Source organism: Pseudomonas mosselii, assembly GCF_003205295.1.
Taxonomy (GTDB): domain Bacteria; phylum Pseudomonadota; class Gammaproteobacteria; order Pseudomonadales; family Pseudomonadaceae; genus Aquipseudomonas; species Aquipseudomonas mosselii_B.
Genome location: NZ_QJRP01000013.1, coordinates 29,623 through 51,308 on the forward strand (window position 1 = coordinate 29,623; position 21,686 = coordinate 51,308).

General features: G+C 66.7%; 16 protein-coding genes. 12 read left to right on the forward strand and 4 right to left on the reverse strand.

Features of this window, described 5'->3' with window-relative positions; translation table 11 throughout:
* The first annotated feature begins 484 nt into the window (after positions 1-484).
* The gene (locus tag DMX06_RS14235; protein ID WP_110738076.1) at positions 485-1,534 is read left to right on the forward strand and encodes a 3-oxoacyl-[acyl-carrier-protein] synthase III C-terminal domain-containing protein; all 1,050 of its coding nucleotides are present in this window, start codon (positions 485-487) and stop codon (positions 1,532-1,534) included.
* A 60-nt stretch (positions 1,535-1,594) separates the two neighbouring features.
* Here DMX06_RS14235 and zwf read toward each other — a convergent pair whose 3' ends face one another.
* Both zwf and gnd read right to left on the reverse strand, forming a co-directional pair.
* Positions 1,595-3,088, reverse strand: coding sequence for a glucose-6-phosphate dehydrogenase (gene zwf, locus DMX06_RS14240; RefSeq protein WP_110738077.1), 1,494 nt, complete (start codon positions 3,086-3,088; stop codon positions 1,595-1,597).
* Positions 3,089-4,108, reverse strand: a complete 1,020-nt coding sequence (gnd, locus tag DMX06_RS14245) for a phosphogluconate dehydrogenase (NAD(+)-dependent, decarboxylating) (RefSeq protein WP_258378862.1) — start codon at positions 4,106-4,108, stop codon at positions 3,089-3,091.
* A gap of 160 nt (positions 4,109-4,268) precedes the next feature.
* On the opposite strand from gnd, the gene DMX06_RS26320 reads away from it, so the two are divergent.
* The 9 genes from DMX06_RS26320 to DMX06_RS14290 all read left to right on the forward strand — a co-directional run bounded on the left by DMX06_RS26320 (position 4,269) and on the right by DMX06_RS14290 (position 17,991).
* A complete protein-coding gene (locus DMX06_RS26320) occupies positions 4,269-4,436 on the forward strand; it encodes a DUF6026 family protein (protein WP_220037411.1) in 168 nt (55 codons plus the stop codon).
* 493 nt (positions 4,437-4,929) lie between these two features.
* Complete coding sequence (glgA, locus tag DMX06_RS14250) at positions 4,930-6,489, forward strand: glycogen synthase GlgA (protein ID WP_110738079.1); 1,560 nt, start codon at positions 4,930-4,932, stop codon at positions 6,487-6,489.
* A 14-nt stretch (positions 6,490-6,503) separates the two neighbouring features.
* On the forward strand, positions 6,504-8,246 hold the full coding sequence (gene treZ / locus DMX06_RS14255) for a malto-oligosyltrehalose trehalohydrolase (protein WP_110738080.1): 1,743 nt from the start codon (positions 6,504-6,506) through the stop codon (positions 8,244-8,246).
* Complete coding sequence (malQ, locus tag DMX06_RS14260; RefSeq protein WP_110738081.1) at positions 8,243-10,312, forward strand: 4-alpha-glucanotransferase; 2,070 nt, start codon at positions 8,243-8,245, stop codon at positions 10,310-10,312. The genes treZ and malQ overlap by 4 nt, the downstream gene beginning before the upstream one ends.
* The gene (locus tag DMX06_RS14265) at positions 10,309-13,083 is read left to right on the forward strand and encodes a malto-oligosyltrehalose synthase (protein ID WP_110738082.1); all 2,775 of its coding nucleotides are present in this window, start codon (positions 10,309-10,311) and stop codon (positions 13,081-13,083) included. The genes malQ and DMX06_RS14265 overlap by 4 nt, the downstream gene beginning before the upstream one ends.
* A gap of 20 nt (positions 13,084-13,103) precedes the next feature.
* On the forward strand, positions 13,104-13,346 hold the full coding sequence (locus DMX06_RS14270) for a DUF2934 domain-containing protein (RefSeq protein WP_110738083.1): 243 nt from the start codon (positions 13,104-13,106) through the stop codon (positions 13,344-13,346).
* A gap of 129 nt (positions 13,347-13,475) precedes the next feature.
* Positions 13,476-15,629, forward strand: a complete 2,154-nt coding sequence (gene glgX, locus DMX06_RS14280; protein WP_110738084.1) for a glycogen debranching protein GlgX — start codon at positions 13,476-13,478, stop codon at positions 15,627-15,629.
* 169 nt (positions 15,630-15,798) lie between these two features.
* On the forward strand, positions 15,799-16,593 hold the full coding sequence (locus DMX06_RS14285) for an endonuclease/exonuclease/phosphatase family protein (protein ID WP_110738085.1): 795 nt from the start codon (positions 15,799-15,801) through the stop codon (positions 16,591-16,593).
* 321 nt (positions 16,594-16,914) lie between these two features.
* Entirely contained in the window at positions 16,915-17,991 is a 1,077-nt protein-coding gene (locus DMX06_RS14290) for an autotransporter outer membrane beta-barrel domain-containing protein (protein ID WP_110738086.1), read from the forward strand.
* A 57-nt stretch (positions 17,992-18,048) separates the two neighbouring features.
* Here DMX06_RS14290 and speB read toward each other — a convergent pair whose 3' ends face one another.
* Together speB and DMX06_RS14300 are read right to left on the reverse strand one after the other, a co-directional pair.
* Positions 18,049-19,011 carry an agmatinase gene (gene speB / locus DMX06_RS14295; protein ID WP_110738087.1) on the reverse strand — a complete coding sequence of 321 codons (963 nt, stop codon included), beginning with the start codon at positions 19,009-19,011 and terminating at the stop codon, positions 18,049-18,051.
* A 23-nt stretch (positions 19,012-19,034) separates the two neighbouring features.
* A complete protein-coding gene (locus DMX06_RS14300; protein ID WP_110738088.1) occupies positions 19,035-20,114 on the reverse strand; it encodes an extracellular solute-binding protein in 1,080 nt (359 codons plus the stop codon).
* A 102-nt stretch (positions 20,115-20,216) separates the two neighbouring features.
* Here DMX06_RS14300 and DMX06_RS14305 point away from each other — a divergent pair, with 102 nt between their 5' ends.
* Positions 20,217-21,122, forward strand: coding sequence for a LysR family transcriptional regulator (locus DMX06_RS14305; RefSeq protein ID WP_110738089.1), 906 nt, complete (start codon positions 20,217-20,219; stop codon positions 21,120-21,122).
* A gap of 70 nt (positions 21,123-21,192) precedes the next feature.
* Complete coding sequence (locus DMX06_RS14310; protein WP_110738090.1) at positions 21,193-21,663, forward strand: LEA type 2 family protein; 471 nt, start codon at positions 21,193-21,195, stop codon at positions 21,661-21,663.
* Positions 21,664-21,686: the final 23 nt, after the last annotated feature.

Below are 21,686 nucleotides of genomic sequence, written 5' to 3' on the forward strand. Positions count from 1 at the left end.
CAAACGCTGAATCGAGCGCTGGACTTGTGGGAGCGGCTTTAGCCGCGAACACCGGCATAGCCGGTGCCAGGCACCGCAGCGCCTGCTTCGCGGGCAAGCCTGCTCCCACAGAGATAACAGTTCCCTACGCGATCTCCTATGGAACAACACGTAACTCAGCACTTGAGTTGTGCCGCTGGCGACACGCAGGAACATTGATCCACGGCATTGGTTCGCGAATACCCTGTGCTAGAAATATGCCAGTCAGTAGGCGTCACCGGGGCTGCTACGCAGCCCATCGCCGGCAAGCCGGCTCCCACGGATACAGCGCAGGCTCAGGGAATGCACGCGCCCTGTGGGAGCCGGCTTGCCGGCGAAAGGCCGCAGAGCGGCCCCCTTTCGCTTGACTGGCAGGCATCAGGCCAATGGCTGCTTACAAGGATGAGCACGCCTCCACTCATGCGCACATACCGCGCAGGATCAATCCCCTCAACAAGGACGTTATATGAAGATCGTCGGACTTTCCGCAATACTGCCGTCACGCCAAGTCACCAACCAGGACGTCATCAACCTGGTCGAACAATACTCCAGGGACACCTTCCAGGAGGACTTGCCGAAAACCTTGAAGACCATCGGCAAGTTGCTGGATAAAAGCGGCAGTGACACCCGCCATTGGCTGGCGGCTGACGAGACGCCAATGGCACTGATGGAAGCGGCATTCGACGCGGCGCTGGCCCAGGCCAATATCAGCAAGGCCGACCTGGACCTGCTGATCTACCCCAACGTCACCCGCGGCTTCATCGAGCCGGCCAACAGCACCTTCATCGCCAAGGCCCTGGGCTTGAACTGCCGCAATTACGACGTGGTCGATGCCTGCAACGGCTGGGTGACGGCCATGGACGTCATCAACAGCAAGATGCAAGCGGGCGAGATCCGCTACGCCGCCATCGTCAACATGGAGTTCGGCATGTCGGAAGGCGGGCCGGTGATGCCCAAGAACTTCTCGTTGCAGTCACCGGCCGAGCTGGCCTACAAGTTCCCGAGCTTTACCATTGGCGAGGCCGCCGTCGTCACCATCCTGAGTAACGAGGCACCGGGGAACTTCAAGTTCTCCTATATCAACCGACCTGACCTGAGTGATTTGTCGACGATCTCCTTGCCGGACTGGAAACTGTTCTGCAACGAGGAAGATATCGCCAAGATCGAACCGACCGGTGGCCAGTACCAGTTCAACTCCTATGCCGCCGCCCTGCACGAAGACGGTCGCAACGAAGCGATAAAAGTCTTCAACCTGCAGAAACTCACCGCGGACGACGTGCACAAAGTGTTCATCCATACCGGCTCGCCGAAGATGTGGGAACACATTGGCCAGATGATCGGCGTCGATCACAAGTTGCATCACGTCGGGCACAAGACCGGCAACATCATTACCGCGTCGATCCCCTTCGGTATCTTTGATGCCATGAGCCGGGGTGAGGCCGAGCCAGGCCAGTTCTGCATGGGCTGGGCGGGCAGTGGCGGGATGGTGTTCTCGGCGCTGTCGTTTACCTTGTAGGGCTGCTCTGAAAACCTGCCGCCGTGCTGCAACGGCGGCAGGTCGTTGTCCCCGCTGGCGTCACCCCAGCGTATGCCACTCGCGCTTGTCCCGCGCCAGTAGCTCGTCGCCGGCCTCGGGGCCATCCTCCCCGGCCGCATACCCATGCACCTCGCCGCCCTCGGCCGCCCAGGCATCGAGGAACGGTTGCACCGCACGCCAGCCGTTCTCGATGTTATCGGCACGCTGGAACAGGGTCTGGTCACCGGTGAGGCAGTCGTAGATCAGCGTCTCGTAACCGGTCGCCGGGGTCATCTTGAAGAAGTCCTTGTAGGCGAAGCCCATCTCGACATTCTCCATCACCAGCTCCGGCCCCGGGCGCTTGGCCTGCAGGTCGAACCACATGCCCTCGTTGGGCTGGATCTGGATCTTCAGGTAGTTGGGCTTGGGCCGCTCCAGCTCGCTTTCGCGAAACTGCGCGTAGGGCGCCGGCTTGAAGCAGATAGCGATCTCGGTGTCGCGCACGCTCATGCGCTTGCCAGTGCGCAGGTAGAAAGGCACGCCGGCCCAGCGCCAGTTGTCGATCATCACCTTGAGGGCGACGTAGGTCTCGGTCTGGCTGTGCGGGGCGACGTTGGCCTCCTCGCGGTAGCCGGGAAGCTGCTTGCGGCCCTGCTTGCCGGCGCTGTACTGGCCACGCACGGAATTGCGCAGGGCCATCTTCTGCGACCAGGGGCGGATGGCGCCGATCACCTTGGCCTTTTCACCGCGCACGGCGTCGGCGCCGAAGGCCGCCGGTGGCTCCATGGCGACCATGGCCAGCAACTGGAAAAGGTGGTTGGGCACCATGTCGCGCAGGGCGCCGGTGTTGTCGTAGAACGCCCCGCGCGTCTCGACGCCGACGGTTTCGGCGGCGGTGATCTGCACGTGGTCGATGTAATGATTGTTCCAGAACGATTCGAACAGGCCGTTGGAGAAACGGCTGACCAGGATGTTCTGGACGGTTTCCTTGCCCAGGTAATGGTCGATGCGAAAGATTTGCCGCTCGTTCATCACCTTGAGCAGGCGGGCGTTGAGCGCCTCGGCGCTGGCCAGGTCAGTGCCGAAGGGCTTTTCCACCACCACCCGGCGAAAGCCCCCGCCCGACTCGTCGAGCAGGCCGGCATCGCCCAGGCGCTGGGCCACCTCGGGGAAAAAGCGTGGCGAGGTAGCCAGGTAGAAGATGGCGTTGCCGTGGCGCGTCTTGTCGATGCGCCGGGCCAGGGCCTGGTAGGTCTGCGGATCGAGAAAATCGCCGGTCTGGTAGTCCAGGCGCTTGGCCAGGCGTGCCCACAATTTCTCGTCCAGGCACTTGCCGGATTCGCGCTCGGCCATGAAGGCATGCAGGCGCTCGGCGAACTCGGCAGCCGTGGCGGCGTTATGGTCGACCCCGACGATGCGCAGGTTGCGATCGAGCAGGCCGTCACGGCTGAGGTTGTACAGCGCCGGCATCAGCAGGCGCTTGACCAGGTCGCCGTTGGCGCCGAACAGGAACAGGGTGCACGGCGGCGCAGCGGGGATGGTCGATTTGCTCATTCAGTCCTTCTTCTTCTCGACGTGGCCGCCAAAGCCCAGGCGCATGGCGGAAAGGATCTTGTCACCGTAGGTGCCCTGCTGCTGGCGCGAACGGAAGCGGGCGAACAGCGCGCTGGACAGCACCGGCACCGGCACCGCCTGCTCGACGGCGGCGTCGATGGTCCAGCGGCCTTCGCCACTGTCGGACACCGAGCCGCTGAATTCGCTCAGTTGCGGGTCGGCGACCAGCGCGTCGGCGGTCAGGTCCAGCAGCCAGGAGGTGACCACGCTGCCGCGGCGCCACACTTCGGCGATCTCGGCGACGTTGAGGTCGAAGCGCTGGTCTTCCGGCAATTCCGGGCCGCCCTTGCTGCGCAGCAGGTCGAAGCCTTCGGCGTAGGCCTGCATCAGGCCGTACTCGATGCCGTTGTGCACCATCTTCACGTAGTGGCCAGCACCGGGCGGGCCGGCGTGGATGTAGCCGTGCTCGGCACGCTCGTGCTCGCCGCTGCGGCCCTGTGTACGCGGAATATCGCCGACGCCAGGTGCGAGGGCCTTGAACAGCGGCTCCAGGCGCTCGAACACCGCCTTCTCGCCGCCGATCATCATGCAGTAACCACGGTCCAGGCCCCACACGCCGCCGGAGGTGCCGACGTCGAGGTAGTGCAGGCCACGCTTGCCCAGTTCGGCGGCGCGGCGCACGTCATCCTTGTAGAACGTGTTGCCGCCATCGATGATGGCGTCACCCGGCTCGAGCAGGTCGGCCAGTTGCGCGATGGCCTGCTCGGTGATTTCGCCCGCCGGCAGCATGACCCACACCGCCCGCGGCGCCTTGAGTTTCTGCACCAGCGCACCCAGGTCGTGGGCGCCCACGGCACCTTCGCCTTCCAGGGTGGTGATGGCTTCGCGGTTGCGATCGTGGACCACAGTGCTGTGACCTGCGCGCATCAGGCGCCTTGCGATATTGCCGCCCATGCGGCCAAGCCCGATGATTCCCAGTTGCATGTGACGACGCTCCCGTTGGTTTTGCTTTACAACAATTGACGATTTCAGATTAGTCCAGCGTTCTGGCGTAGGGTTCACCGACGAACGGGGCGACAACGATAAACAAAAAAGTTCCCAAGGGCCTGCGAAGAATTCAGAATGCGCGCCGCGCGAAGCGACTACGCTTCAAATTGTCACCAGCCATGCGAGGTGTGCCATGGGTACCCTGATGCCAGCCACTCCCACCCAGACCCTCTATGTCACCGTGCGCCGCGACGAGCTGCGCCAGTTGAAGGACGAACGTGACCAGCTGCGCCAGCAGGTCGCCCAGCTCAACCTGCTGCTGGAGCAGGCCCGCGTGCAAGGCAAGGCCGCCGGTCTTTGATTCACCCTTCCAGTGTGGGAGCGTTTTGTCTCCCACCCTCTCGCTGACACCCTTTCCTGTTGCCGTATCGCGCCCGTCGCGGGTCGAACCCGTTGCGTTGCGCTGCGACCCTCATATTTTGCAACAACTCGCCAACGTTTGCGCGGGCAAACGCCCTCGAGAAAAATGACCAATGGGTCACTTTTCTCGCATTTCGTCTCCTACACTCCAGTTTCGGCCCGCGTTTTGCTCATAAAAAAGTGACGTAAAAAAGTCGAACTTTGCAGAACACGGGCAGGTCAGGACTTAAGTGGGCCGACGCAAAAGGACTTCCTCTCGTCAGGCCCGCCCACCCCAACCAGTCCATACGTCTTTCGGCCGGAATGCCGAACGTGCCGTGCCTGCGCGCACGAATCTGGGGCAAGGACCGCACTACGAAGATGCAACAACGATCAGAGAGCACACCCACGAGCCAACGTTAAGCACACACCAGAACAAAGGGACGGAGAGAAGTATGATCAGTGCCGCTGTCGAACCTCACGTAGAGTCATTCAATTCGGATAACCGCGAGCCGTTGCCATCGGCGCTCGCCCCGACAGTCAAGGCACCGGGCGCCCAGCGCCAGCACAATCCGAACAAGCGCAAAATCCTGTTCGTCACCTCGGAGATCGCCGACCTGGTCAAGACCGGCGGCCTGGGAGACGTCTCCTCCGCCCTGCCCCGCGCCCTGGCGCACCTGCACGACGTGCGGGTACTGATCCCCGGTTACCGCCAGGTGATGGAAAGCGACAACCCCATCCATATCGTCGGCGAACTGGGCGGCCACGCGGCCCTGCCACCGTGCAAGATCGGGCGCATGGACCTGGCCGACGGCCTGGTGATCTACGTGCTGATCTGCCCCGAGCTGTACCAGCGCGACGGCACGCCCTACGGCGCCAACAATGGCCGCGACTGGCCCGACAACCATATCCGCTTCGCCCGCCTGGGCCTGGCTGCGGCGGAAATTGCCGCTGGCGAAGGCATGGCCCACTGGCGCCCTGACCTGGTGCACGCCCACGACTGGCCGGCCGGGCTGGCCCCGGCCTACATGCACTGGCGCGGCCTGAGCACGCCGACCCTGTTCACCATCCACAACCTGGCCTACCAGGGCGTGTACAGCCGTGGCTGCAGCCCGGAGCTGGCGATTCCCGACCACGCCATGCAGCAGGAAGGCATGGAGTTCTACGGCAAGCTGTCGTTCCTCAAGGCCGGGCTGGCCTACTCCAGCCACATCACCACGGTCAGCGCCACCTACGCCCGGGAGATCACCACCCCCGAGTTCGGCTGCGGCCTGGACGGTTTCCTTGCCAGCAAGGCCCAGCACGGCCTGCTCGGCGGCATCCCCAATGGCATCGACGAAAGCTGGGACGCGGCCACCGACCCGCACCTGCAGCACAACTTCAGCCTCAACGACTGGGCCGGCAAGGCACGCAACACCCAGCAGGTGCGCGAGCTGTTCGAGCTGGAACCGTCGGACGGACCGCTGTTCGCCGTGGTGTCGCGGCTGGTCTACCAGAAAGGCCTGGACCTGACCCTGGGGGTGGCCGACTACATCGTCCAGCAGGGCGGCCAGATCGCCATCATCGGCCGCGGCGAGCCCGAGGAGGAACAGGCCATGCGCGAACTGGCCCTGCGTCACCCTGGACGCATCGGCGTGCGCATCGGCTTCAACGAAACCGACGCCCGGCGCATGTTCGCAGGCAGCGACTTCCTGCTGATGCCGTCGCGCTACGAGCCCTGCGGGCTGAGCCAGATGTACGCCCAGCGCTTCGGCTCGCTGCCGGTGGCGCGCAACACCGGCGGGCTGGCCGATACCATCGAAAACGGCGTCACCGGCTTTCTGTTCGACGACTCGACTGTCAATAGCTACCGCGAGGCGCTTGCCCGCGCCTTCTACGTATACGGCAAGAAGGACCTGCTCAACGCCATGCGCTGCCTGTCGATGACCCAGCCATTCAACTGGTGCCAGGCGGTGGAGCCCTATGCCCGGCTGTACGAAGACCTGGTCAGGCAGGCGCAGCACGCCCACTACTGAGCGGAGAGCCGGCGATGCACAAGCATGGCGCACAGTTGCTGGACGCCACGTCGGCGCGCTTCGCTCTCTGGGCGCCGGGTGCGCGCAGCGTGAGCGTGGCGATCGAGCGGCAGCCGCCGGTGGCGCTGCTGCGCGACGACGATGGCTGGTACACCGGCGTCGCCCCCTGTCAGGCGGGCGAGCGCTACCACTATTGCATCGACGATGAGCTGCAGGTGCCCGACCCGGCGTCGCGCTACCAGCCCGAAGGCGTGCACGGCCCCAGCGCGCTGGTGGATGTCGGCGCTTACCCGTGGCGGCACCCGTGGCAAGGCCGGCCCTGGCACGAGGCGGTGATCCAGGAGCTGCACGTGGGCCTGCTCGGTGGCTACGACGGCGTGGCCGAGGTATTGCCGCGCCTGGCCGAGCTGGGCATCAGCGCCATCGAACTGATGCCCCTGGGGCAGTTCCCCGGCGCGCGCAACTGGGGCTACGACGGCGTGCTGCCGTTCGCCCCTCAGCACAGCTACGGCACGCCGCAGGCGCTGTGCGGTCTGGTCGACCAGGCCCACGGCCACGGCCTGATGGTGCTGGTGGACGTGGTCTACAACCACTTCGGCCCCGACGGCAATTACCTGCACCGCTACGCCAGCCCGTTTTTCCGCGAGGACCGGCAGACGCCCTGGGGCGCGGCCATCGATTTTCGCCGCGCCGAGGTGCGCGAGTATTTCATCCAGAACGCGCTGATGTGGCTGTGCGACTACCGCTGTGACGGCCTGCGCCTGGATGCCGTGCATGCCATCGACCAACCGGATTTTCTCGTCGAGCTGGCACGCCGGGTTCGCGCCGCCGTCGAGCCCGGGCGGCAGGTGTGGCTGGTGCTGGAAAACGAGCACAACCAGGCCGCGCTGCTGCAACAGGGCTTCGACGCGCAGTGGAACGACGACGGCCACAACGCCCTGCATGTGCTGCTGACCGGCGAGACCGAAGGCTACTACGCCGACTACAAGGACCGGCCGATCGACCAGCTGGCCCGCTGCCTGGCCGAAGGCTTCGTGTTCCAGGGCCAGCCCGACCGCCACGGTTCGCCCCGGGGCGAGCCCAGCGGCCACTTGCCACCGAGCGCCTTCGTGCTGTTTTTGCAGAACCACGACCAGGTCGGCAACCGCGCCCTGGGCGAACGCCTTACCCGCCTTTGCCCGCCGCCGGCCCTGCGCGCCGCCACCGCGTTGTTGCTGCTGGCGCCGATGATCCCGCTGCTGTTCATGGGCGACGACGACGGCAGCCGCGAGCCGTTCCTGTTCTTCACCGACTTCCACGACGAGCTGGCCGATGCCGTGCGTGAGGGGCGGCGTGGCGAGTTCGCCCACTTCGACGCCTTCGCCGACCCGCAAAAGCGCGAGCAGATTCCCGACCCCAATGCCGAGGCGACCTTCGCCTGCTCCAGGCCCCGGCAACAGGGCGTGCTGGCCGGCTGGCACGGCCTGTACCAGCATTTGCTCGACCTGCGCCGGCGCCATGTCATCGCGCACCTGCCCGGCACCCGCGCCCTGGGCGCCGAGGTGTGCGGCGACCAGGCGCTGACCGCCCGCTGGCGCCTGGGTAACGGCTGCGAGCTGCGCATCGACCTCAACCTCGCCGCCCAGCCCCGGCCGGTCGCGCTGCCCGCCCTGCAACGGCGCCTGTACGACAGCAGCGACAACGCCCACCCCGACTCGACCCTCGCCGCGTACAGCTGCGTGGTCAGCCTGCTGCCCCCCGACCAGGAGACGCCATGAGCGAACAACCCCTCCACCGCCTGGCCGCCCGGGTGGGCCTGGCCCGCGACTGGATCGATGCCAACAACCGCCCGCAGCAGGTCAGCGACGAGGTATTGCGCCGTGTGCTCGCCGGTCTCGGCCACCCGGCCGGCGACGCCGCCGCCGTCGCCGCCAGCCTGCGCGCCGTCGAGCAGGCCGGGGACAGCGAGCACCTGCCGCCGCTGCTGACCGCCGATGCCGGCGAGCCCCTCGACCTGCAACGCTACTTCAGTGCCAACAGCCAGGCGCATTGCACGCTTGAAGACGGCAGCCGATGCAGCCTGGCCCTGGACGCCCAGGCGCGCCTGCCGGGCGAGCTGCCGGTGGGTTACCACCGCCTCGACATCGATGGCCGCAACTTCACCGTGGCCGTGGCGCCGCCGCGCTGCCATGCCCTGGAGGACCGTGTCGAGCACCAACCGCCGCGCTGCTGGGGTATCGCGGCGCAGCTGTACAGCCTGCGCCGCCCCGGCGATGGCGGCTACGGCGATTGCCTGGCCCTGGAGCAACTGGCGCGCAACGCTGCCGAGCGCGGCGCCGATGCCCTGGCGATCAGCCCGATCCACACCCTGTCGGCGTTCGACCAGCGCCACTTCAGCCCCTACTCGCCGTCCAGCCGGCTGCTGCGCAACGTGCTCTACGCCAGCCCCGGCGTGGTGTTCGGCGAGCGCGAGGTGCGCATGGCCATCGACGCCTGCGGCCTGCAGGAAACCCTCGAAACGCTGGAGCAGCAGGCCCTGGTGGACTGGCCACGGGCCGCCGACGCCCGCCTGCGCCTGCTCGAGACGCTCTACCGGCAGTTCAGCCAGGGCGAGCATCCGCAGCGCCTGGACTTCGACAGCTTCCGCGCCAATGCAGGCGAGCAGCTCGAACACCATTGTCGCTTCGAGGCGCTGCAGGCCGAGGCGGTCAGCACCGGCCTTGGCGCCGACTGGCGCCGTTGGCCCAAGGCCTGGCACGACCCCTATCACCCCGAGGTCGAGGCCTTCGCCAACACCTACCCGGCGCGGGTCGAGTTCCACGCCTTCTGCCAGTGGCTGGCCGAACGCAGCCTGCAACGGGCCCAGGATGCGGCACGCGGCAACGGCATGGCAGTGGGCCTGATCGCCGACCTGGCGGTAGGGGCCGATGGCGCCGGCAGCCAGGCCTGGAGCCGCCAGGACGAGTTGCTGGCCGAGCTCAAGGTCGGCGCACCGCCGGACATCCTCAACCGCTCCGGCCAGGACTGGGGCATCTGCGCCTTCTCCCCTGAAGGCCTCAAGCGCAACGGCTACCGCGCCTTCATCGAGATGCTGCGGGCCAACCTGGCCCATGCCGGCGGCCTGCGCATCGACCATGTGATGGGCCTGCGCCGGCTGTGGCTGATCCCCCGTGGCGCCAAGCCGAGCGAAGGCGCCTACCTGGACTATCCGCTGGACGACCTGCTGCGCTTGCTGGCGCTGGAATCGACGCGGCACCAGGCGATCATCCTAGGCGAAGACCTGGGCACCGTGCCCGAAGGACTGCGCGAGCGCCTGGCCGACAAGGCCGTGCTGGGCATGCGCGTGCTGCCCTTCGAGCAGACCTCGCCCGGGCTGTTCAAGCCGATCCTCGACTGGCCGGACAACGCCCTGGCCACCACCGGCACCCATGACCTGGCGCCCCTGGCCGGCTGGCTGGCGAGCCGCGACATCGACTGGAGCCATCGCCTGCAACTGATCGACGCCGCCACCGAGCTGCACTGGCGCCACACCCGGGCCCTGGAGCGCGACGGCCTGCGCCGCACACTGGAGCAGAACTACGGACCACTGCGCAGCGACGACGCGCTGATCGACGCGGCGATCCGCTTCATCGGCCATACCCGCGCGCCGCTGGTGCTGGTGCCGCTGGAGGACCTGCTGGGCTGCGACGAGCAACCCAACCTGCCCGGTACCACCGAAGGCCACCCCAACTGGCGCCGGCGCTTCAAGGCGCCGGTAGGCGACCTGCTCGACGACGAAGACGCCGCCCGCCGCCTGGAACTGCTGGCCCAGGCCCGCGAACAGGCCTGGGAGCGTGACCGATGAAACCGTTGACCGCGACCCTGCGCCTGCAACTGCACAGCGACTTCACCCTGGATGACGCGGTGCCGCTGGTGCCCTACTTCGCCCGACTGGGTATCAGCCACCTGTACGCTTCGCCGATCCTCACCGCCCGCGCCGGCTCCCGGCATGGCTACGATGTGGTCGACCCGACCCGGGTCAACCCCGAGCTTGGCGGCGAGGCGGCGCTCGAACGCCTGGTGGCCGCCCTGCGCCAGCACGGCATGGGGCTGATCCTCGATACCGTGTCCAACCACATGGCCGTCGGCGGCGCCGACAATCCCTGGTGGCAGAGCCTGCTGGCCTGGGGCCGGCGCAGCCCCTATGCAGAATTCTTCGATATCCAGTGGCACTCCAGCGACCCCTTGCTGGCCGGGCAGCTGTTGCTGCCGTTCCTTGGCAGCGACTACGGCGCGGCCCTGCAGAACGGCGAGATCCCGTTGACCTTCGACACCCAGCACGGGCGTTTCGAGGTCGCCCACCACGAACATCGCTTCCCGATCTGCCCGCTGGACTACGGGCGCATCCTCGGTCAGGCCGAGGATCCGCACCTGCAGGCACTGGCCGCGCACTTCAGTGCCCTCGGCGAGACCGACGACCCGCTGGCCGAGGCCCTGCCCCTGCACCACGAGCTGGCGCGCCTGGCCGCCACCGGCGCGGACCTGCAATCAGCCCTCGGCGCCTTCGACAGCCGCGTCGAGGCCGGCTTCAAGCGCCTGCACCTGCTGCTGGAACGTCAGACCTACCGCCTGGCCAGCTGGCGTACCGCCGCCGACGACATCAATTGGCGACGCTTCTTCGACATCAACGAACTCGGCGGCCTGCGCGTGGAGCGCGCCGTGGTGTTCGAGGCCACTCATGCCAAGCTGTTCGAGCTGATCGAGCGCGGCCTGGTGGACGGCCTGCGCATCGACCATATCGACGGCCTGGCCGAGCCACGCCGCTACTGCCGCAACCTGCGCCGCCGGGTCGACCGGTTGCTGGCGCGACGGCCACTGGATGCCGCGCTGGCACACTTTCCGATCTATGTGGAGAAGATCCTCGGCACCGACGAACACCTGCATCGCGACTGGCTCACCGACGGCACCACCGGCTACGAGTTCATGAACCAGGTGTCGCTGCTGCAGCACGACCCCGCCGGCGAGGAGCCGCTGGGCGAGCTGTGGAGCGGCGTCAGCGAGCGTCCCGAATTCGCCGAAGAGGTGCGCAGCGCCCGCCACCTGGTGCTCAACGCCAGCCTGGCCGGCGACTGCGAGTCGGTGGCCCAGGCCCTGCTGCAGGTGGCCCGCGACGACCTGATGACCCGCGATCTCACCCTCGGCGCCATTCGCCGGGCGCTGCAGGCGCTGGTCGAGCACTACCCGGTGTATCGCACCTATATCAACGCCTGTGGCCGCCCCGCCGAGGACGAGGCGTTTTTCCAGCAGGCGCTGGCCGGGGCACGACAGTCGCTGGGCGAAGCCGACTGGCCGCTGCTCGAGCAGCTCGAGCGCTGGCTCGGCGGCCAGCCGTGGCGCCGCTTGCCGCCGGGACGGCCACGCAAGCACCTGCGCCATGCCTGCGTGCGCTTCCAGCAACTGACCGCGCCCAGCGCCGCCAAGGCCGTGGAAGATACCGCGTTCTATCGCAGCGCCGTCCTGCTGTCACGCAACGACGTGGGCTTCGACGCCGAGCGTTTCAGCGCCGAGGCCGCCTGGTTCCACAACGAGGCCCAGCGCCGCCTGCGCGATTTTCCCGACAACCTGCTGGCCACCGCCACCCACGATCACAAGCGCGGCGAAGACTGCCGGGCACGGTTGGCCGTGCTCAGCGAACACGGCCCCTGGCTGGCCAGCCGTGTCGAGCACTGGCGCGAGTTGGCCGCGCCGCTGCGCGAGGCACTGGACGATGGCGAGGCCCCCAGCCCCGGCGACGAACTGCTGCTGTTGCAGACCCTGCTCGGCAGCTGGCCGCTGACCCTGAACCTGCAGGATCCGGCGGCCCTGCACGCCTATGCCGAACGCATCCGCCAATGGCAGCGCAAGGCCCTGCGCGAAGCCAAGCTGCGCAGCAGCTGGGCTGCGCCGAACGAACGCTACGAGCAAGCCTGCGCAGCCTATGTCGACGGCCTGCTGCTGGACGACGAAAACCAGCAGCTGCGCCAGTCCCTGCACGAGGCGGCGCGCCGCCTGGCCTGCCCCGGCGCCCTGAACGGCCTGGTACAGTGCCTGCTGCGTATGACCACGCCCGGCGTGCCAGACCTGTACCAGGGCAACGAGTATTGGGACTTGTCGCTGGTCGACCCGGACAACCGCCGCCCGGTGGACTACCCTGCAAGACGGACCAGCCTGGACGACGCGACGCCGCTGGCCGAGCTACTCGCCCACTGGCGCGACGGCCGCCTCAAGCAGGCCCTGGTCGCCCGGGTGCTGGACGCCCGCCAGGCCCACCCCGAACTGTTCCAGCGTGGCGCCTACCTGCCGCTTGCCGTGCGCGGGCGCCATGCCGACAAGGTACTGGCCTTCGCCCGCCTGGGCGAGGACGCACGCGCCATCATCGTCGTACCGCGGCTGGCCAGCACGCTGCTGGGCCCGGCCACCACCCCGTTGATCCCGGCACAAAACTGGGACGACACCCGGCTTGTCCTGCCGTTTGCCTTGTCGCCTGCCAACTGCTCGGGACTTTTCGGCGGCGGTGCTGTCACCCCTTCAAGGGAGCTGATGTTGAGCGCCGTGCTGATGGAGTTTCCGGTCAACCTGTTGATTGAACATGCCTAACTGCATTCAGGAGCGTCGAGATGAGTGTCGAAGAAAAGCGTATTCGCGAGTTCGCCTATCAGATCTGGGAGTCGGAGGGTAAGCCGGCGGGCCAGGAGGACCGTCATTGGCAGATGGCGCGCAAGCTGGCCGAAGCCGAGGCATTGGCGCCCAAGGCTGCGCCGCGCAAGAAGGCGGCGGCCAAGCCGAAGGTAGCGGCGCCGGTGGAGAAACCGGTGGCAACCAAGAAACCGCGGGCGGTGAAGAAGCCCGCTGCCGGCTGATTGCTCCACTGGCCTCTTCGCGGGTAAACCCGCTCCCACAGGTGCATGCAACGCCCCTGTGGGAGCGGGTTTACCCGCGAAGAGGCCCGCATCGACACCCATGCAACGCCCCGGACCATGAGGACCGCCATGAGCCCCCGCACCCCGAAGAAGACCCGCTCCGTCGCCCCATCGCGCATCCGCGAAGGCCTGCCCTTTCCGCTCGGCGCCACCTGGGACGGCCTGGGGGTCAACTTCGCCCTGTTCTCGGCCAACGCCACCAAGGTCGAACTGTGCCTGTTCGACGCCAGCGGCGAGGAGGAAATCGAGCGCATCGAACTGCCCGAGTACACCGACGAGATCTACCACGGCTACCTGCCCGACGCCCATCCGGGCCTGGTCTACGGCTACCGTGTGCACGGCCCGTACGAGCCCGAGAATGGCCACCGCTTCAACCCCAACAAACTGCTGATCGATCCCTATGCCAAGCAACTGGTCGGCTCACTGAAATGGTCGGAGGCGCTGTTCGGCTACACCATCGGCCACCCCGACGCCGACCTGTCGTTCGACGAGCGCGACAGTGCCCCCTTCGTGCCCAAGTGCAAGGTCATCGACCCGGCCTTCACCTGGGGCCGCGACCAGCGCGTGTCGATCCCATGGGAGCGCACGATCATCTACGAAGCCCACACCCGCGGCATCAGCATGCGCCACCCGGCGGTGCCCGAGCACCTGCGCGGCACCTTCGCCGGGCTTGCCAACGACGAGTTGCTGGCGCATATCAAGGAACTCGGTGTGTCGAGCATCGAGCTGCTGCCGATCCACGCCTTCGTCAACGACCAGCACCTGCTGGACAAGGGCCTGAACAACTACTGGGGCTACAACAGCATCGCCTTCTTCGCGCCGCACCCGCGCTACCTGGCCAGCGGCAAGATCGCCGAGTTCAAGGAGATGGTCGCGCACCTGCACGACGCCGGGCTCGAGGTAATCCTCGACGTGGTCTACAACCACACCGCCGAGGGCAACGAGCGCGGCCCGACCCTGTCGATGCGCGGCATCGACAACGCCTCGTACTACCGCCTGATGCCCGACGACCGGCGTTTCTACATCAACGATTCGGGCACCGGCAATACCCTCGACCTGAGCCACCCCCGGGTGCTGCAACTGGTCACCGACTCGCTGCGCTACTGGGCCGGCGAGATGCACGTGGATGGCTTTCGTTTCGACCTGGCAACCATCCTCGGCCGCTATCACGACGGCTACAGCGAGCGCCACGGTTTCCTCGTCGCCTGCCGCCAGGACCCGATGCTCAGCCAGACCAAGCTGATCGCCGAACCCTGGGACTGCGGCCCGGGCGGGTACCAGGTGGGCAACTTCGCGCCTGGATGGGCGGAATGGAACGATCGCTTCCGCGATACCGTGCGCAGCTTCTGGAAGGGCGACGAAGGCATGCTCGCCGACTTTGCCGCGCGCATCACCGCCTCGGGCGACCTGTTCAACAACCGTGGCCGGCGCCCCTACGCCTCGGTCAACTTCGTCACCGCCCACGACGGCTTCACCCTGCGCGACCTGGTGTCGTACAACGACAAGCACAACGAAGACAACGACGAGAACAACCAGGACGGCACCAACAACAACCTGTCGTGGAACTGCGGCGTCGAAGGCCCCACCGACGACCCGGCGATCAACGCCCTGCGCATGCGCCAGATGCGCAACTATTTCGCCACCTTGCTGCTGGCCCAGGGCACGCCGATGATCGTTGCCGGCGACGAGTTCAGCCGCACCCAGCACGGCAACAACAACGCCTACTGCCAGGACAGCGAGATCGGCTGGGTGAACTGGGACCTGGATGAGGACGGCAAGGCGCTGATGGCCTTCGTCAGGCGCCTGACCCGCCTGCGCCTGGCCTACCCGATCCTGCGCCGCTCGCGCTTTCTGGTCGGCGACTACAACGAGGCGATCGGGGTCAAGGACGTCACCTGGCTGGCCCCGGACGCCAGCGAGATGACCGTCGAGCAATGGGAAGACCCGCACGGGCGGTGCCTGGGCATGCTGATGGACGGCCGCGCCCAGGTCAGCGGCATCGCCCGGCCCGGCGCCGAGGCGACCATGCTGCTGATCGTCAACGCCTACCACGACGTGGTGCCGTTCACCCTGCCGGCGGTGCCGGAGGGCGACTACTGGAGCTGCCTGGTGGACACCGACCGGCCCGAGCTGCGCAAGCCGCAGCACCTGGCGTTCGACATGGTGTTCGAGGTGAAGGGGCGATCGTTGCTGTTGCTGGTGCTGCAGCGGGAGGAGGACTGAACCCCAAAGGGGAAGGCCTGTCCTAGACTGTGTTGAGTCAGTAATAACCTGGGGCTGCTGCGCAGCCCATCGCGACACAAGGCCGCTCCCACAGAGGCCGCGATCTCCTGTGGGAGCGGCCTTGTGTCGCGATGGGCCGCAAAGCGGCCCCCTTCCCCCAGGAGCACCCGTGAACCTCGAAGCCGGCAGTCCAGGTTTCGCCAACGTCAACCAGGCCCCGGCCGTGCACCGGGTAAAGGTACTGACGGTCAACACCCACAAGGGCTTCACCGCCTTCAACCGGCGCTTCATCCTGCCGGAGCTGCGCGAGGCGGTGCGCAGCACCGGGGCCGACATCGTGTTCCTCCAGGAAGTGCTCGGCAGCCACGACCGTCACGCCGCACGCTACCCCGGCTGGCCACGGACCTCGCAGTACGAATTCCTCGCCGACAGCATGTGGAGCGACTTCGCCTACGGCCGCAACGCGGTCTACCCCGACGGCCACCACGGCAACGCGCTGCTGTCCAAGTACCCGATCATCGAACACCGCAACCTCGACGTATCGATCACCGGCCCCGAGCGCCGTGGCCTGCTGCACTGCGTGTTGGACGTGCCCGGGCAGCGCCAGGTACATGCCATCTGCGTGCACCTGTCTCTGCTCGAGCGCCATCGCCAGCAACAGCTGCACCTGTTGCGCCGGCTGCTCGACGCCCTGCCGGCCGATGCCCCGGTGATCATCGCCGGCGACTTCAACGACTGGCAGCTGCGCGGCAACCACACCCTGGGGCTGCAGCACGGCCTGCACGAGGCCTTCGAGCGCCACCACGGTCTGCTGGCCCGCACCTACCCGGCCCGCCTGCCGCTGCTGCGCCTGGACCGCATCTACCTGCGCAACGCCGATAGCCACGCACCGAGAATCCTTGGCAACAAGCCCTGGACCCACCTTTCCGACCATCTGCCGCTGGCGGTGGAAGTGCGGTTGTAGCAACGATTCGGCATAGCCGCGGGGCGGCAAATCACCATTATTGATATACACCGTTCAAATTTGCGCAAATTCAATAAGTTGAACAGTCAAACAGGCATTTCGCGATCCCTTCACGCTTTCTTGACGCAAGCGCCGTCCTCTCCTTAGCTGAACAGTAATCACCAGACGTAAAAACCCGTGCCGGGCCTCTAGCGCGCGCCCTCGTGCGCTCTGCAGAAGGCCGGTGCGCTGGTACCTGTCGCCCCCTGTTCTTGTCGTACAGCTCGTGACATCAGGCCAGGTCTTGGGCTGTTCACTTCATACATCAACAGGAGATCCGCCATGAAAAGCACCTCGAATCCCTCGCGCTTCGACGCTTTTTTCTGTGCGGTTTCCACGTCGCTGCTCTTGGCAACCCCGGTGGAAACCTTCGCCTTCGAAACCCAGGAGGGCGAACCCTTCGCCCCCGTCCTGGCGCAGCCCGAGGTGCCGCGATTGTCGCTCGATCCGGTCAGCGTCAGCGGCCTCAACCAGGGCCTGCTCAGCGCCTTCTCCGAGCGCATGGGTGAGCGTCACAGCCAGCCCGACACCGACCATATCGCCAGCCAGTGGGCGCAGTTCTTCCCCGGCACGCCACGTCCGGGCGCCCAGCCGCCGGCGCAGGTGGAGGCGCCCAGCCAGCAGATGATGATCGGCCCGGACCTGTTCGTGCGTGAAACCAATGGCGGCAACGTGCACCGCGCGGGGATCTTCGTCGGCCACAACAACCTGCAGAGCAGCTTCAACGGCATGCGCCCACTGCTGGGCGACAAGCAGCGTGACGCCGTCAACCTCAGCGGCGAGAGCCTGGGCGTGTACTGGAGCATGACCCACGAACAGGGCTGGCATGTGGACGCCGTGGCCATGGGCACGCGCATCGACGTCAACGGCCGCTCCCAGGCTGGCCAGCGGCTCGACGACAGCGGTCACGCGATGACCTTCTCGGTGGAGGGCGGCTACCCCATCGGCCTGGGCGCCGGCTGGGTGATCGAGCCCCAGGCGCAATTGATCAACCAGCAGTTCTTCCCGGGTAGCCAGGTGCAGGAGGAAACGCTGCAGGCCTTTGACAGCCAGCCCAGCTGGAGCGGCCGGGTCGGTGCCAAGCTGTCGGCGCGCTACGAAGTACGTGGCATGCCCATCGAACCCTATGTGCGCACCAACGTCTGGTACGACTTCAGCAACGCCGACCCGGTGAAGCTGGACCAGGTCGACAAGATCTCCAGCTCGCGCAGCGCCGCCACGGTGGAACTGGGGCTGGGCCTGGTGGCGCGGGTGACGCCGAACGTGGCGCTGTTCGTCAGTGCCGACTACAGCTCCGACGTGGATGACAATGACCTCAACGGCTTGATCGGCAGCCTTGGGGTGAGGATGCGCTGGTAGGCCTGTACGGCCTCATCGCCGGCTTGCCGGCAATGAGGCCGTAAGTCGCGCTGTCGATCAGGCCTGGTCCACCTTGTGCCGCGCCGCGTACAGGCACAACATCTCCATCGCCAGGGTCGCCCCGGCCAGCGCGGTGATATCGGCATGGTCATAGGCCGGCGCCACCTCCACCAGGTCCATCCCCACCAGGTTGACTCCGCGCAAGCCGCCGAGAATCTCCAGCGCCTGCACCGTGCTCAACCCGCCGCACACTGGCGTGCCAGTGCCAGGCGCAAAGGCTGGGTCCAGGCAGTCGATATCGAAGGTCAGGTACACCGGCCTGCCCCCCACCCGCTGGCGGATCGCGGCGATGATCGCCTCGGTGCCCCGGCGATGCACCTGGCGGGCATCGAGGATGGCGAAGCCCTGGCTGTCGTCATTGGTGGTGCGCAGGCCGATTTGCACAGAGTGCGCCGGGTCCACCAGGCCTTCGCGCGCCGCGTGCCAGAACATGGTGCCGTGGTCGATGCGCTTGCCCTCCTCGTCCGGCCAGGTGTCGCTGTGGGCGTCGAAGTGGATCAGCGCCAGCGGGCCATGCCGGCGGGCATGGGCCTTGAGCAGCGGATAGCTGATGAAGTGGTCGCCGCCCAGGGTGAGCATGGCGCAGCCGGCCTCGAGGATGTGCTCGGCATGTGCCTCGATGCTGTCCGGCACCGACGCCGGCGTGCCGCTGTCGAACGCGCAGTCGCCGTAGTCGATCACCGCCAGGTGGTCGAACGGGTCGAACGTCCAGGGCCAGTGCCGGGCCCAGGCCTGCTGCACCGAGGCGGCGCGGATCGCCCGCGGGCCGAAGCGCGCGCCGGGGCGGTTGCTGGTGGCGGTGTCGAACGGCACCCCGCTGACCACCACGTCGACACCGCGCAGGTCGCGGCTGTAGCGGCGCCGGGAAAAACTGGTGATACCGGCGTAGGTGCTCTCGGCGGCGGTGCCGTAGAGGCTGTCACGGGTCATGGCCTGGTCGTTGTCCTGGGCGAGGTCCACGGTCTGTCTCCTGTCGTTGTTGTTCACTGGCGGCTGCGGAAGGCAGTCCACAGGCGGTTGCGCTGGCGCAGGTCGGACAACGCCATGCTGCGGTCGGCGAACAGGCGCTGGCGCACGGCTGCTGATGGGTAGATGTCCGGATCGTTGCGGATCGCCGCATCCACCAGCGGCGTCGCGGCCTGGTTGGCGTTGGCGAAGAACAGCGTGTTGGTCAGGGCCGCCACCGATTCGGGGCGCAGCATGAAGGCGATGAAGGCACGGGCCGCCTCGGGATGTGGCGCGTCCTTGGGGATCACCAGGTTGTCCTGCCAGACCAGCGTGCCCTCGCGGGGGATGCGGTAGATCAGCTCGAACGGCTTGCCGGCGCGACGGGCCTGGTCGGCGGCCATGGCGGCGTCGCCGTTGTAGGTCAGCGCCAGGCACACGCTGCCGTTGGCCAGGTCGTTGATCTGGCGGCCGTTGGCCACGTAGCTGATCGACGGCTGCAACTGCTGCAACAACGCCTGGGCGGCATCCAGGTCGGCCTTGCTCTGGCTGTACGGGTCCTTGCCCAGGTAGTTGAGGGTCAGGCCGATCACCTCCTGGGGCGAGTCCGGCATGGCGATCCCGCAGTCCTTCAGGCGGCTGGCGTATTCGGGCTTGAACAGCAGGTCGAGGCTGTCCAGCGGCACGTCGCCCAGACGCTGGCGCACGGCCTCGACATTAACCCCCAGCCCCAGCGTGCCCCAGGTGTAAGGCACGGCATGGTGGTTGCCGGGGTCGGCCTCGGCCAGCTTGGCCAGCAGGTCCGGGTCGAGGTTGGCGTAGCCGGGCATCGCCTGCGCCTCGAGCGGCTGCAGGGCGCCAGCCTTGAGCGCCCGGGCCAGTACCGTGGCCGATGGCACCACCACGTCGTAGCCGCTGCCGCCGGTGAGCAGCTTGGTCTCCAGCACCTCGGTGGTGTCGAAGGTGTCGTAGCGGACCTTGTAGCCGGTCTCCTGCTCGAACCGCGCCAGGGTTTGCGGGGCGACATAATCGGCCCAGCTGTACAGGTTGACGACCTTCTCCTCGGCCTGCAGCGGCAGGGCGATCAGCAATGAAAGCAGGCACAACGTTCGACGCATGGCGGGCACCTCGGCTTGGGGGTGGATGCCGCCAGCATGCCTGCCGGGTTACATTGTAAAAATGACAACTTTGCCAAGCTGACATTCACTAGGACCAATGTAATGCTCGGACAATTGCACGACCCGGACCTGCACCTGCTGCGGCTGTTCGTCACTGTAGTCGAGGCCGGCGGCTTCAGCGCCGCCCAGGGCGTGCTGGGGCTCAGCCAACCGAGCATCAGCCAGCAGATGGCAAAGCTGGAGACCCGCCTGGGCTATCGCCTGTGCAGTCGAGGCAAAAGCGGCTTCAGGCTGACCGAGAAAGGCGAGCTGCTGCTCCAGGCGACCCGTGGCCTGCTGCTGCAGATCGAGCAGTTCCGCCAGCAGGCCAACGGCGTGGCCGGGCGCTTGCTGGGCACGCTGCGTATCGGCCTGGCCGAAAACCAGGACCACGAGGTCACCTTGTGCCTGGCCCGGGCCATCGCCCAATTCCGTCAACGCGACGAGCAGGTGCGCCTTGAACTCACCAGTGCGCCACCCGCCGAGCTCGAGCGGCTGTTGCTGGAGCAGCGCCTGGACTGCGCCATCAGCTACTTCTCCGGCAACCAGGCGGCATTCGATTACCTGCCATTGTTCGAGGAGCTCCAGCGACTCTACTGTGGCCAGGGGCATGAGCTGTTCGACCAGGCCCAGGTCAGTCGCGAGCAATTGCTGGAGGCCGACCAGGTCTGCCATCCCTATCGTTTTCTCAAGCGGGGCGAGCCCTTCCAGAGCCGACGCAGCCTGGCGGTGGCGGAGCAGATCGACAGCGCGCTGACCCTGATCCTGTCAGGCCAGCATATCGGCTACCTGCCCTGCCACTGCGCCGCGCCCTGGGAAGCCCTGGGACTGTTGCGGGCACTGGACCCGACACAGGATTTCATGGTGCCGTTCACCTTGGCGCGGCACCGTGGGCAGGAGCCCGGTGAAGCGCAGCAGGCGTTCATGGAGGATCTGCGCAGTGTGTTTGTCGAACAGGGAACACATTGAGCCCCGCTTTCCTCGCCGCCACGCATTTGCCACACTGCGGACTCGCCCGTGCTCCGAGGTCCCGATCACCATGCATGCCCGCATCTGCCTGATCCTGCTGCTGACCCTTGGCCTGAGTGCCTGCGCCCTGTTCCAGGCGCGTGATCCGCTGAACATCAGCGTGATCGGTATCGATCCTCTGCCCGGCCAGGATCTGGAGCTGCGCATGGCGGTGAAGATCCGCGTGCAGAACCCCAACGAAACCCCCGTTGACTTCAACGGCATCGCCCTCAACCTGGAAGTCAACGACCAGCCCCTGGCCGCCGGGGTGAGCGACCAGCGCGGGCATATCGGCCGCTACGACGAAGCAGTAATCGTGGTGCCGGTGAGCATCACCGCCTTCGCCTTTCTGCGCCAGGCCTATGGCCTGAGCCGGGTCGAGTCCCTGCAGGGCCTGCCCTATGTATTGCGCGGCAAATTGGCGAGCGGCCCGCTGGGTACCGTACGCTTCACCGACAAAGGCAAACTGGACCTGCCCGCAGCCACAAGCGCAGGATGGTAAACCTGTTTTGGGGCAAACGAACG